This is a genomic window from Desulfobacterales bacterium (assembly GCA_030066985.1).
In the GTDB taxonomy this organism is placed as follows: domain Bacteria; phylum Desulfobacterota; class Desulfobacteria; order Desulfobacterales; family JAHEIW01; genus JAHEIW01.
The window spans coordinates 37,213-49,563 of record JASJAN010000034.1 but is presented as its reverse complement, the minus strand read 5'-3'; the positions used below and the strand labels follow the sequence as shown (position 1 = coordinate 49,563).

Annotated in this window: 12 protein-coding genes; 3 read left to right on the top strand and 9 right to left on the bottom strand. The window is 48.4% G+C overall.

Annotation, left to right across the window (positions count from 1 at the left end; all coding sequences use genetic code 11):
- Positions 1 to 84: 84 nt before the first annotated feature.
- Positions 85 to 651 (top strand): peptidylprolyl isomerase, encoded by a 567-nt coding sequence (locus QNJ26_16865; protein MDJ0987214.1) that lies wholly within the window; start codon positions 85 to 87, stop codon positions 649 to 651.
- A gap of 46 nt (positions 652 to 697) precedes the next feature.
- Here QNJ26_16865 and QNJ26_16860 read toward each other — a convergent pair whose 3' ends face one another.
- The 3 genes from QNJ26_16860 to QNJ26_16850 form a co-directional block, all read right to left on the bottom strand.
- Complete coding sequence (locus QNJ26_16860) at positions 698 to 1,003, bottom strand: hypothetical protein (protein MDJ0987213.1); 306 nt, start codon at positions 1,001 to 1,003, stop codon at positions 698 to 700.
- Between the two features lie 21 nt (positions 1,004 to 1,024).
- Positions 1,025 to 2,242 (bottom strand): glycosyltransferase family 9 protein, encoded by a 1,218-nt coding sequence (locus tag QNJ26_16855; GenBank protein ID MDJ0987212.1) that lies wholly within the window; start codon positions 2,240 to 2,242, stop codon positions 1,025 to 1,027.
- Between the two features lie 137 nt (positions 2,243 to 2,379).
- Entirely contained in the window at positions 2,380 to 2,655 is a 276-nt protein-coding gene (locus tag QNJ26_16850; protein ID MDJ0987211.1) for a Smr/MutS family protein, read from the bottom strand.
- A gap of 195 nt (positions 2,656 to 2,850) precedes the next feature.
- On the opposite strand from QNJ26_16850, the gene plsY reads away from it, so the two are divergent.
- On the top strand, positions 2,851 to 3,480 hold the full coding sequence (gene plsY, locus QNJ26_16845) for a glycerol-3-phosphate 1-O-acyltransferase PlsY (GenBank protein MDJ0987210.1): 630 nt from the start codon (positions 2,851 to 2,853) through the stop codon (positions 3,478 to 3,480).
- Between the two features lie 183 nt (positions 3,481 to 3,663).
- Here plsY and ispH read toward each other — a convergent pair whose 3' ends face one another.
- From ispH to QNJ26_16825, 4 genes are all read right to left on the bottom strand, one after another.
- Positions 3,664 to 5,403: a 4-hydroxy-3-methylbut-2-enyl diphosphate reductase gene (gene ispH / locus QNJ26_16840; protein ID MDJ0987209.1), complete on the bottom strand. Its 1,740-nt coding sequence runs from the start codon at positions 5,401 to 5,403 to the stop codon at positions 3,664 to 3,666.
- Position 5,404: 1 nt separating this feature from the next.
- On the bottom strand, positions 5,405 to 5,926 hold the full coding sequence (locus tag QNJ26_16835; GenBank protein ID MDJ0987208.1) for an NYN domain-containing protein: 522 nt from the start codon (positions 5,924 to 5,926) through the stop codon (positions 5,405 to 5,407).
- Between the two features lie 25 nt (positions 5,927 to 5,951).
- Positions 5,952 to 6,860: a ParB/RepB/Spo0J family partition protein gene (locus tag QNJ26_16830; protein ID MDJ0987207.1), complete on the bottom strand. Its 909-nt coding sequence runs from the start codon at positions 6,858 to 6,860 to the stop codon at positions 5,952 to 5,954.
- Between the two features lie 124 nt (positions 6,861 to 6,984).
- Entirely contained in the window at positions 6,985 to 7,758 is a 774-nt protein-coding gene (locus tag QNJ26_16825; GenBank protein MDJ0987206.1) for an AAA family ATPase, read from the bottom strand.
- Positions 7,759 to 8,082: 324 nt separating this feature from the next.
- Between QNJ26_16825 and QNJ26_16820 the strand changes: the two genes are divergently transcribed.
- The gene (locus QNJ26_16820) at positions 8,083 to 9,504 is read left to right on the top strand and encodes a M48 family metalloprotease (GenBank protein MDJ0987205.1); all 1,422 of its coding nucleotides are present in this window, start codon (positions 8,083 to 8,085) and stop codon (positions 9,502 to 9,504) included.
- 45 nt (positions 9,505 to 9,549) lie between these two features.
- Here the strand turns inward: QNJ26_16820 and fusA are convergent, their stop codons facing one another.
- Both fusA and QNJ26_16810 read right to left on the bottom strand, forming a co-directional pair.
- Positions 9,550 to 11,583, bottom strand: coding sequence for an elongation factor G (gene fusA / locus QNJ26_16815; protein MDJ0987204.1), 2,034 nt, complete (start codon positions 11,581 to 11,583; stop codon positions 9,550 to 9,552).
- Complete coding sequence (locus QNJ26_16810) at positions 11,580 to 12,014, bottom strand: GerMN domain-containing protein (GenBank protein ID MDJ0987203.1); 435 nt, start codon at positions 12,012 to 12,014, stop codon at positions 11,580 to 11,582. The genes fusA and QNJ26_16810 overlap by 4 nt, the downstream gene beginning before the upstream one ends.
- Positions 12,015 to 12,351 lie beyond the last annotated feature (337 nt).

The following is a 12,351-nucleotide window of genomic DNA, read 5'->3' as shown; positions in this document are numbered from 1 at the left end:
ATCGATTTATGGGTATATGATCCCGGCAGGTGTTATATTTGGGTATACCAACCTGAACAGATGGAAAAGTTGCTAGGAGGTGTTATGAAACGTTTATTGATTGTTGGTTTTGCCGTTTTGCTGATGACCTTAACCGCTGCTGCTGATGAAAACCCCAAAGTGGTCTTGGAAACCTCCAAAGGAAAAATTGTGCTTGAGCTGAATGCGAATAAGGCACCGCAAACCGTTAAAAATTTTTTGGCTTATGTGGATGCGGGATTTTACAGCAACACAGTATTTCACCGCGTGATCCCCAATTTCATGATTCAGGGGGGTGGTTTTACGGTGGATATGCAGCAAAAAGAAACCCGGGCAGCGATTCGCAACGAAGCCGCCAATGGATTGCTCAACCAGCGCGGCACCATTGCCATGGCCAGGACACCGAATCCGCACAGTGCCACTGCCCAGTTTTTTATTAACACCAAAAACAATGACTTTTTGAATTACAAAGGTAAAACCTCTCAGGGCTGGGGCTACGCGGTATTTGGACAAGTGGTGGAAGGAATGGATGTTGTCGATCGCATCTCAAAAGTTCAGACGGTTACGCGCGGCCGCTTTAGAGATGTGCCGGCAGAGCCCATTGTCATCAAGCAGGCGACTCGCATGCCCTGACAACTGCGACGAGAGATTTGACGGCCTGCGCAGAAAATTGCATGCACTATGCTTTGCGCAACCGTTTTTCGCTGGTGAATGCATGAATTAAAAAAAATATAATGGCGCCGGCAAACAGCAAAATGGCTAAAGGCATGCTCAGCAGCGTCTCAGCAACGCTTTGAACATATACAGAGGAAAACCCTTCAAGCCATTTAACGGTTGATACATCCAGGATATCGACAAAGGTGATGTTTTCAAACCTGAATTCGTCGGATGCGCCCATATTCATGAACGCCGTCATCCCTTGATACACCAGTAAAGATATCGATAGCAGCAACAAAATGAGTCCGAGCAAAGCAAAAATTGACATTGCAAATGCCTCCTGGTTTTCCTAACCGCCGGCGGACCAATCTTTTTCCAATATCTGCAAAGCTTTTTTGAGCACCTGCTGCGGTGGAATCTGTTTTAAACACAGATTGTCGCCATCGCAAGGGGAGTTGCGATGGTTATATGCTGTGAGGCAGGGTGAGCAGGGCAGGGGATTGTAAAACAGGGTCGCCTTGTCGTCCGCCGGGCCATAAAGGTCCGGGGTTTCAGGTCCGTAAAATATGATGGTCGGCACCGGTGTCAGGGCGGCAAACTGCCCCGGACCACCATCGTTAGTGATTAACAGTTCGCTAAACTGAAAGATGAGCATCAATTCCTTCACCGTGCGGGTATACCCGGTTAAATCGATGCAGGCCGGATGATTGCAATCGGATAAAATCGTGGCTGCCAGTGCCTTGTCCGCTGCCAGCCCGACAATACCCACGGCATAGCCTTTTTTTATCAATTCGCCCGCAACCTGGCTGTAATAATTGCGCGGCCAGGCCCGGATGGGCAATATGCCACCGCCCGGATAAATCAAAACCAATTTTTTTCCGGTTATGGCCTTAAAATCGGTCTGCAGCTGCGTCTGCATGGCTTGAATTTCAGCCTGTGCAAAGTCGATCACCGGTGCTTTCAAATTGTTGTGTCCCGCAGATTGCTTGACCGTCGGGGTGCTGACCGAATCAATCGCGGAGACCAAATTGAGAAATTGGCGTGACATATGATGGTAGGGATTGAACAATACCGGTCGATTGATGAAGCTGCCGCGATACAGGCCTTCCTGGGTGTGCGGATGAAATCCGACGCGAATCCGCGCACTGCTTAAAAATGAAAAAAGGCTGCTGATCCTGGCAAACAGTTCACAGTCGATGACAACATCAAGCTTCAGTTTACGAATATGGCTGAGCGCACGCAGGCAATCGACCGCAAAGACCCCAAAAGATGTATCGCGGATGGTTATAATTTTTTCAGGCGAGGTGACATCGAGCAACGATAAGACCTCTTTGTTTTTGTCAAATAAAAGCCCGTAGAGCTCAGCTCCAGGGTAGCGCCGTTTGATCTGCTGGAACATGGGGTAGGCCAGAACCAGGCTTCCCATCTCGGAGAGCAAAATGACCAGAAACTTTTTAGGCTGAAAGCCGTCATCCTCATCTTTGCTTTTGCGGTGAAAAAGGGAAAAGATTCGGCAGATCAATGCGCCGACATACCGATCCACTTTGCGTTGAAATTCAATTTCCATTTATTTGACTCTGTTCAGATGATCGAGGGATTGATAATCCGAAAATTTCGACCAAATGCGTCACATGGTGATGTCTCTGTGGGTTGTAAAAAAATGTTTCGTTTCTCAAACCTTTATTTGGTCACCGCTTATAGAAATTATTTTGCAGCGCGGTGCAACTCCACCAATGTTGCTCCCCAGCCGCCGGCCTCGGGGGGCGCGTCACAATATCGCCGGACGGACGGGTTTTTTGCCAATATTTGATGCACCTGTCTTTTCTGAATACCCTTGCCTTTGCCGTGGATGACGCGCACAGAAAATATACCCGCTTTAATACATTCAGAAAAATACTCCTGCAATAGGTCGGGGATATCCCGGGGTCGAAACGTATGCAAATCTAGCACATCTTCAATGGGTATGTGAATGGGTTCCATGATCGATCGCACGGTCGATTTTTCTGCCGGATGCCACGGTTGTTGATCTTGTTGTTATGAATGATATAGATTAGCAGAGACATCACATAAACACAACATCTGCGACAAAACGCAGCATGCGGCGATTTGCAACGCCGTTGGCAATTAGCGACAGCGCTTTCAAACTATCATTACATCATATCAGGGTATTGAATAATGAATAACCGCTTCATCGGTTTGCTCATTTTTGCCTATCTATTGGGATCCATACCATGGGGTCTGATTTTGACCCGTGTTTTTGCCCGAGATGATATCCGGCGAAAAGGCAGCGGCAACATCGGGGCCACCAATGTGACTCGGGAGGCCGGGATCCTGCCCGGTTTTTTAACATTGATCGGAGACGTTTTAAAAGGCGCTTTGCCGGTTTTGCTGGCACGCTCCGCTTTGGGTGCTGCCGAAGGACCTGGTGACGGTTATCTGGCAACCGTTGCGCTGGCCGCGTTTTTAGGTCATCTTTTTCCCGTGTATCTGAGGTTTCGTGGCGGTGGCAAAGGGGTGGCTACCGCCGCCGGATGCTTTGTCGTGATTTCGCCGACGGCAGTATGGGTTGCATTGGGCATTTTTTGCATCGCACTGTGGGTTGCCCGGCGGGTTTCCGTTGGCTCATTGTGCGCCGCGGTTGCACTGCCAATAGCAATTTGGGCAGACACCGGTTCAATGGTTATGACCATCGCCGCAGGCGTGTTTGCGCTGCTGATATGGTTGCGCCATCACGAGAACATTAAAAGACTTTTGGCCGGCACCGAACCCCCTTTTACAGTGCGCAAAGATCCCTCTGACAGATGAATTTTCTACTATCCGGTTTGTCCCGCCAATGGCGGGATTTAGCCTGTTTGGCCCGTTAAATGAGGATTGCATCCAAATCTAATAATCCGGCAAACGGGCTAACTGTTAACGGGCTCAACCCATGAACCTAAAGGGTATCTTTGACATAGCGAATACCCAAATATTGCATGCAAATTTCAGGTATTAGGTGATGCGCATCCAAACATACGTAATCACACCGGCCAAAATAAACTGTGTTTCAAGTAAAAATTCGAGTCGAATGCCTGGAAACATTTGGGCCCGTTCATAGGCCAATATCGTCAGGGTAATGAAAATTGGGCACAGCACCAATGCAAACCCTAATGTCGAGGTCAGCTGCGCAGCGCTTAAAAAGACCAATGCCACCATCAGGATCAGCAAAGTTATTTTAAGGAGCCGCATCGAACGTTTCTCCCCCAGGAGAATCGGTATGGTCTCTTTGCCCACCAACCGATCACCTTGCATATCGAGTATGTCAAAAAATGCGGTTCTGACAAAAACAATGCCGATGGCCCATATCGCCACCATCACGTTCATCCAATTGAGGGTGCCGAATTTCGACAACGGTGGCAGGACTGCCGTAACAATTCCCCAGGCCATCGCAATTAGAAGCGTTTTAGAACCAGGGATATCTCTTATTCTGCGATATTTTGCGCCTGTCAGCCACGGAGGGATCAGCTTCAGGTTGTATGAAAGGCCCAATATGCTCATGATCAGCAAGGCCAAAAACGGAAATATCCCGATGCTGGAAGCGATGACCAGACCGATGCCGCCTGACAGCGCTGCCAATACGGCCAACAGGGTTTTGTGGCGATCGTAAAATTTGGCCCGGTTGGGGTCATTATATCGATCGGCACGGGTATCGGTCAGGTGATTAAGGATATGCATGGATTGGACATAAAGCATGGAAATTAAAATATAGGGAAAGGTCTGGTAAATACCCTGCAATTTGTTACAGGCATAGCAAAGGGCGCCGGCTCCAATGGCAACATACACATTGGTCAATAACAGTGTCCGCTGAATTTCAAATGCCACCCGCCGCCAGCCTTGTTTGCGTTTGAAAAGCAGCGCCTCCAGGGCCCGGTACACTTTTTTAATCACCCAGTTGGGGGTTGAAGCGCCGGCGGTAATGCCGATCTGGCTGGTGTCTGTCAATTTGTGTAGATCAAGGTCGGCAAGATCTTCCTCGTTTTCGATATGAAAAGCGGGCTTGCCGGCCTGACGGGCAATGTCGACCAATCTTTTTGTATTTCCACTGCTGCGACCACCCACCACAATGACTGCATCTACCGATTCAGCCAATCGCTGAACTTCTGCCTGGCGGCGCTCGGTGGAGTCACAAATGGTCTCAAACACCTTATAGTGCGAATGGCTGTCTGTGGCCCAGTTTTTAACCGCTTGCCATAAATGAGTGTTCAGCGTCGTTTGAGCGACAATGATCGCATTTTCAAATTCAGGCAGGGCTTTTAGTTCGTCTATATTTTTAACCACATAACTTTTGTCTCCGCCGTAACCCCGCAAACCAACAACTTCCGGATGGTTTCTGTCTCCGACAATGATTGAAGCAAATCCTTTCCTGGCATGCTTTTTTATGATGGTCTGCACCCTGATTACCCGCGGGCAGGTCGCATCAATCACCTTGAAACCCACCTCTTGAAGTTGGTCTTTTGTCCGGGGCGGTATGCCATGGGCCCGGATGAGCATGGTTCCCGAGCCCTCCGGTGGGGGCTCATCATAAGCGGATATGCCTTTTTCTGCTAAAATCTCTAAAACCTGCGGATTGTGAATCAAGGGGCCAAAGGTTGAAATAGGGTGCTGGTGCTCTTCTGGCGCATCAAGCACCATTTCAACCGCGCGGCGGACGCCCATGCAAAATCCGGATGTTTTGGCGATTACGATTTTCATCTCAAAGCTTTTTAATTTTCATGCGATGTCGTCGCTGTTTTTTTGACAATCGGCGGGCAGGCCCTTTTTTCTTAGTTGTGGGGGTCCAGCCACTGAAATCATCCGTCTCTCCATCTTTGTGGTCCAGGTGGGCTGCCATGTCGACCTTAGCCTCAAATTGCGGTGAACTAATGGTAGCTGCACCGCAGGAAGCAGCGAAATTGATGATGTCGCGATCCGAGCTGACCACCAATGCTTTTTCGCGTTGTTTGCGCACCATGCGTTTGATCACATCGTCAGCCGATGTTCCCCGGGGTGAAAACTGCACCGAGATCCCTTTTTGCCGGTAATGTTGCTCTGAGAAATTCGGACTGTTTTGACCATCAAAAACCACCGTTATGGGATGTGACTTAATTTTGCGGTAAGTGGCCAGCATATCCACAAGCGCTTCTCGGCCCAGCAGGATGTCTCGTTCATCCAAACGGCTAAGGAATGCGGATTGCCGGATAAGATTATATCCATCAATGATAATATGAAGTGACATTTAGCTCGTCAATGTTTGCAGGCGGCTAGCGTGGGGTTTGCTGCAGGTTTTTGATCAGACGGTCCAGATCATCATTACTGTAAAATTCAATTTCGACTCTACCTTTCAAGCCGCGTCGCTTAATGGTGACTTTGGTACCCAGATGGCGTGAAAGATCTTCAGCCAGGGTCAGCAGATAGTGATTCTCAGCGCTTTTCCTGCCCACTTTTGGCTTTTTCTTTTCATCCTTTAATACCCGAACGAGATCTTCGGTTTCCCTGACGGATAAGCCCTTTTTTAGGACGGCACGCCATGCGGTCAGCTGCTGGGTGGAATTTGTCGCCCCCAGCAGTGCTCTGGCGTGACCCATTGTGAGGGCGCCTTCCTGGATGCTGGTTTTAATGGCATCGGGTAGCTGCCGCAAGCGCAAAAAATTAGCAACCGCCGAGCGGCTTTTTCCCACCCGGGTTGCAGCTTCATCCTGGGTGAGGTGAAATTCGGATATCAGCCGATGATAGGCTTCGGCTTCCTCGATGGGATTGAAGTTGGCGCGTTGAATGTTTTCAACAATTGACAATTCCAGCAATTTGGATTCACCGATCACCTTAATGATAACCGGCACCTGGGTCAGACCGGCCATTTTTGCTGCGCGCAAGCGTCTTTCCCCGGCTATCAGCTCAAACCCATCATTTTCTTCCCGGACCAAAAGCGGTTGCAGGATACCCTGCTCCTTTATCGATCGACTTAGATCTTCTAATTCGGCATCGGGAAACTGCTGTCGCGGTTGATATCGGTTGGGCTGAATCCGATCTATATCGCAGTAAAAAAAATCCTTGGGAGGTTCCGCTGCTTTTTCAATATCCGGGATAAGTGCCCCCAAGCCTCTTCCCAGAGCCTGTTTTTTGCGTTTGGCGGTCCCAACGGTAGACTTTGTAATGTCGTTTTTCTTTTGCATTTGTTCCCCAGCAACCTTCAATTTTAACAAGGACTTGTCAATGCTTATCGAATGAATCTAAACAAAACCGTTCTTTCCCCTAAACCAATAACGAATAACCAATAACACCCGATTGGGCGCGAATTTAATCGGGGATACCGTTTGTTTCCAGTATTTCTCTGGCTAATTCAAAATAGCTCTGGGCACCAGCTGACGTCGCATCATAAAGCAAAATGGGCTTGCCGAAACTGGGCGCTTCGCTCAGACGGACGTTGCGGGGAACCATTGTTTTAAAAACCAATGCCTCAAAATATTTTTCGGCCTCTGCTGCGACCTGGTAGGCAAGATTGGTACGTTTATCAAACATGGTTAATAATATTCCAGCAATGTCTAAATCAGGGTTTAGATTACGCTTGATCCGATTGACGGTATTCAGAAGTTGCCCCAGGCCTTCAAGGGCATAATATTCGGCCTGAAGCGGGATAAGCACTGAATCCGCTGCTGTGAGGGCATTAATTGTCAACAGGCTCAGGGACGGGGGGCAGTCGAGAAAAATGTAGTCAAAGGCCTGGTTGAGGCCAGATATCAAATTTTTAAGGGCTTTTTCTCGGTCGGGGTTGGACATCATCTCAACCTCAAACCCGATCAACTCCACATCAGAAGGAATCACTTTCAGGGTGGCAATCTCACTATCTACGATCAAGTTCGCGGCGCCTGCCCGACCCAACATACCGTGATAAAGCGTTTTTTCAAGTCGGGATCTATCAATACCCAGGCCTGAAGTGGCATTTGCCTGCGGGTCACAGTCGATAAGCAACGTTTTTTTTTCCGAAACGGCCAAGGCTGCCGCTAAGTTAACAGCGGTTGTGGTTTTGCCGACGCCCCCTTTCTGGTTGGCGATACAAATGATTTTAGCCATAATCCGGATGCTCTAACATAAAAAGCGGGGTTTGAAAAGAATTTTAAACTATGCCATTGAGAACCCGTCAGTCAATTTAAAATGATTGCTCAGCAATGAACAAGGTAGGATTATAATTATTAAATTTTTATTTTATATTGGTATGTTAACGTATTTACGGTATGGAATGCAGGTTAAAAAACAGATATCTGATGACAACACGCCAACGTGCCAGTACACCATCGCGCCAAGTTCGTTTTACGCCAATAGATCGGAGAGCCTTGTTTTTACCCACTTAGATGCTATAATACCCAAATCCTATTAACCGGACATATCAGAAATCAAATGTTTCAAAAACTCATATCCATCTTTTCCATCGCCATTTTCTTGTTGGCACCTCTGGGCACGCAGCTTTCTTCCGGTCTGACTGTCAGCGAAGAGGAGAAAATATCCCGCTCGATCGTCCGGTATATTTACAGACATTTTGAGATTATCGACGATCCGGTCATAGTGGACTACGTCAACCAGGTTGGCAACCGGATCGTTTCTGTCATAGAAGAACCTCTGTTTAAATATAGATTTCATGTCATCAATGTTGATACATACAATGCATTCGCTATCCCGGCGGGTTACATCTTCATTAACAGCGGCTTGGTGGCAGCAATGGACTCTGAGGACGAGCTGGCAGGTATTCTGGCACATGAAATCGCCCATGTGAATGCGCGTCACATTTCGCAGAAAATCGAAATGTCCCGAAAAATCGGCTGGGCCACCCTGGCAGGCATGGCCGCCGGTGTTTTAATTGGTGCTGCCGGCGGAGCAGAGGCCGGCCAGGCGGTGTCTCAGGGCAGCAAGGCGGCCAGTGCGGCCGCCCAACTGTCCTATAGCCGCGACAACGAGATACAGGCCGATCAGCTGGGACTGATCTACCTGAACGATGCCGGTTACGACGGCAACGGCTTGCTAAAAATTTTAAAAAAGATGCGAACCAAACAATGGTTTAGCACCGAACATATTCCCACTTATATGCGGACGCACCCCGCCATTGATGATCGCATCACCTATCTGGATTCCCAACTGGCCAGTGCGCCCAAAGGCAAGCGGCCGGGGGCGCAAGTGAACCCTGACGATTTCATGCGAGCGCACACCTATCTGATTGCGCAGTACGGTGATGAAAATTTGGTGTTAACTTATCTGGAAGCCCAGGTCAAAAAACACCCCGAAGATCCCATGGCGCATCATCGCTACGGACTCATCCTGGCCCGGGTCGGCCGCAGAAGCGAAGCGATCAAACATCTCAGAAAGGCATTGCAAAAGCGCGCGTTTGATCCTTATATGCTAAGAGATGTCGGCCGGGTTTACTATTTAGACGGGCAATTGGAGCAATCCTTGAAAATGCTCAAAACTGCCCGCAATATGATGCCGGATGATGCGGATTGCAGTCTTTACCTCGGTCAGACTTATATGGCTATGGGCTTATATGATGAGGCCTCTCCTGTCTTGAGAAGCGTCATCGAACAGTATCCCCGTTATACCAAGGCTTACTACATTCTGGGACAAAGCCTCGGCAAGCAGGGCAACCTGGCCGACGCCCATTACTACCTGGGCGTCTATCATACACATAAGATGGATTACAAAACAGCCCTTGTTCAATATCGGCGTGCATTGAAGTATACCCAGAATGCTGAAAGGCGGTCCACTATCGAGGAGCGCGTAAAAAAGCTCAAAAAAATTGTGGCCAAGCAGCTTAAAAATCAAAAAGGTTAACTGGGTATTTATCCGGAAAGGTTTGCGGTTCAGTTTCGGTGGGCATTAATTGCGGTCAAAATGGGAGAACTGCATCGAAAAGGTGCCCCGACCCTGGGTTGCTGAGCGCAGGTTGGTTGAGTAACCAAACATTTGAGAAAGCGGAACGGTTGCATTGATTACCTGAGCCCCTCCTTTATGTTCAATGGACTCTATTTTACCGCCCCGGGCGTTCAATTCACCGATGACATCACCAATAAAGGCTTCAGGCACAAATATTTCGGCCGTCATAATCGGTTCCAACAAAAACGGACTGCCCGAGTTCATGGCGTCCTTACAGGCCATGGAGGCACTGACGGTATAGGCCAGCTCAGTTGCCAGAGATTCCTTATAATTGGCCTTGATGAGTTTGACCTCGACATCCACCACCGGATATCCCATCATCGACCCGCTTTCAAAAGATTCCCAGACACCTTTTTCAACTGCTGCGATAAACATCTCGGGCAAGATATCACTTGAGATAGCGGCGTCAAACATGTTGCCGGTTCCGCGCGGCAATGGCGTCATGCTGACAGATACTTCGGCGAAATGGCGTTGCCCGGCAATTTCTTTATCAAAAATGGTTGAGGCTGTCGCCGCTTTTTCTATGGTCTCTCGGTATACCACTTGGGGCTTGCCGACATTGACATTGGTGTGAAACTCACGCAGCATCCGGCTGATAATGATCTCCAGGTGCAATTCACCCATCCCTGATAAAATCGTTTGGCCGGTGTCTTCATCTTTGCGAACAATCAATGTCGGATCTTCCGCCATAAATTTGGCAAGAACCGTATCCATTTTTTCCTGATCTGCATGGGTTTTGGGTTCCACCGCAATGGATATGACGGGTTCATAAAACTCTATTTTCTCCAGCAATAGCGGATGATCTTGGTCGCATAATGTCTCTCCGGTGGATGAGCCTTTTAGACCGACAATACCGACAATGCTGCCCGCACCCGCTGTGCTCACCCGCTCCCGCCGATTCGCATGCATATTTAATATGCGAGCAATTTTTTCTTTTTCATTGCGAGCCGGATTAAACACCTCCCCGCCGGACTTAAGTTTGCCACTGTAGATGCGAACATAGGATAATTTGCGGCCGTCCATCATTGATACCTTAAAGATGAGGGCCGCCAGCGGTTCGGTATCTTTTGGGTGGCACTGAATGGCCTGACCGGATTCGGGATGCATCCCTTCAATCGGCGGAATGTCTATCGGGCTGGGCAGAAACTGAGTAATGGCATCCAGAAGCGGCTGAATGCCTTTATTTTTTAAGGCCGCACCGCATAACAGCGGAACCAGCTTCATATCAATGGTGGCCTTGCGGATGGCATCGAGCAATGCGCCCGTATCAACGGCTGATTCCGCCAGATATGCTTCCATAATGTCATCGTCAAATTCTGCCACCGTCTCGAGCAGTTTGTCGCGGTATTCTTCGGCTGTATCTGCCATTTCCGCTGGGATCTCCTGCTCCTCAAATTCTGCACCGAGTGTGTCGTCATCCCACATGATCTGCTTCATGTGGACCAGATCGATAACCGCCTTGAAGTTATCCTCCGAACCCACCGGCAGTTGTAAAATCAGTGGATGAGCCTTTAGGCGCTCTTCGATCATTTTGACGGTCCCCAAAAAATCAGCACCGATGCGATCCATTTTATTAATAAATGCCATTTTGGGCACTTGGTATTTATCTGCCTGTCGCCAAACGGTTTCAGATTGGGGTTCCACCCCCTCAACGGCACTGAAGACGCCGATCGCCCCATCCAGAACCCGTAAAGAGCGTTCAACCTCAATTGTAAAATCAACATGCCCGGGGGTATCGATAATATGAATTTCGGTATTGTGCCACTGGCAGGTGGTCACCGCAGAGGTAATCGTAATGCCTCTTTCCTGTTCATCGGGCATCCAATCCATTACGGCCTCACCGTCATGCACTTCACCGATTTTATGAGATCGACCGGTGTAATACAAAATCCGTTCGGTAACAGTCGTTTTACCGGCATCAATATGGGCGATAATACCAATATTGCGGATATTTCCGATTTTTGCGTTTGTCTTCATCTTATTAACAGCATATTCGCTTTTATCGGGAACTGCAAATCTATATGCCCGGCAAGGGTCTTAGCTTCCGTGCCGTTGATCAAAATTTTAACCGCCTTAATCTGCGGTACATTCAGTACCAGTGAATTGACAATCGAATAAATTGTCAGCCATTCGGAATGTATGCCGCCCGGGTGGTAATCTGCCACAGTCAAAGTAAGATCCACAAAACAGATGCCTTCCTGTGTCACGAAAATCGCGCGGATGGCAGTTGCCGCCGGAAGGGTGCGCACCAATCCCTGTTGTGGGCCTTTGATCAAAGCATCTATGATACTTCTGGCAAAAAACTCAGGATCTTGCGGACTTTTCAGAACACGATTTTCAGCCATAAGATATCGGCTGTCTTTATCCGCAAAATACAAGTGAACCGGCCTATTTTGTGAGCGTTCCATCGCCGTCGGCCGCATGGTTTGTTGGTTCTTTGGCCGATTTTGCGTATCATTTGGACCCATCACCAGCAGTAAAACGATTCCTACAATCGATGCAAATGCTAGAAATCCGATATACCGTTTATTCATCATGATGCCAGCGGTGTGACAGTTTCGGGTACATAAAATAGAACCCGATTTTTATGCCAATCAATGGCTGATGTCAAGCTTAACAGCCGGATACGATTTTGGTATGTGATCAGATCACTATAAAAAAATGCGGCGGTTCCAAGCAAGCGGTCTTGGGAAGAGGGGTTTTGAAAAGCTTATTGCCTTTTTTAGTTTTATGTTCCTTTAAAAG

Bases quoted from the DNA above. Each gene is read 5' to 3' on its own strand.
- QNJ26_16850 (MDJ0987211.1), bottom strand. From the start codon at position 2,655: ATGGAACCCATTCACATACCCATTGAAGATGTGCTAGATTTGCATACG.
- QNJ26_16865 (MDJ0987214.1), top strand. From the start codon at position 85: ATGAAACGTTTATTGATTGTTGGTTTTGCCGTTTTGCTGATGACCTTA.
- ispH (MDJ0987209.1), bottom strand. From the start codon at position 5,403: ATGAAAATCGTAATCGCCAAAACATCCGGATTTTGCATGGGCGTCCGC.
- fusA (MDJ0987204.1), bottom strand. From the start codon at position 11,583: ATGAAGACAAACGCAAAAATCGGAAATATCCGCAATATTGGTATTATC.
- plsY (MDJ0987210.1), top strand. From the start codon at position 2,851: ATGAATAACCGCTTCATCGGTTTGCTCATTTTTGCCTATCTATTGGGA.
- QNJ26_16860 (MDJ0987213.1), bottom strand. From the start codon at position 1,003: ATGTCAATTTTTGCTTTGCTCGGACTCATTTTGTTGCTGCTATCGATA.
- QNJ26_16810 (MDJ0987203.1), bottom strand. From the start codon at position 12,014: ATGGAACGCTCACAAAATAGGCCGGTTCACTTGTATTTTGCGGATAAA.
- QNJ26_16855 (MDJ0987212.1), bottom strand. From the start codon at position 2,242: ATGGAAATTGAATTTCAACGCAAAGTGGATCGGTATGTCGGCGCATTG.
- QNJ26_16835 (MDJ0987208.1), bottom strand. From the start codon at position 5,926: ATGTCACTTCATATTATCATTGATGGATATAATCTTATCCGGCAATCC.
- QNJ26_16825 (MDJ0987206.1), bottom strand. From the start codon at position 7,758: ATGGCTAAAATCATTTGTATCGCCAACCAGAAAGGGGGCGTCGGCAAA.
- QNJ26_16820 (MDJ0987205.1), top strand. From the start codon at position 8,083: ATGTTTCAAAAACTCATATCCATCTTTTCCATCGCCATTTTCTTGTTG.
- QNJ26_16830 (MDJ0987207.1), bottom strand. From the start codon at position 6,860: ATGCAAAAGAAAAACGACATTACAAAGTCTACCGTTGGGACCGCCAAA.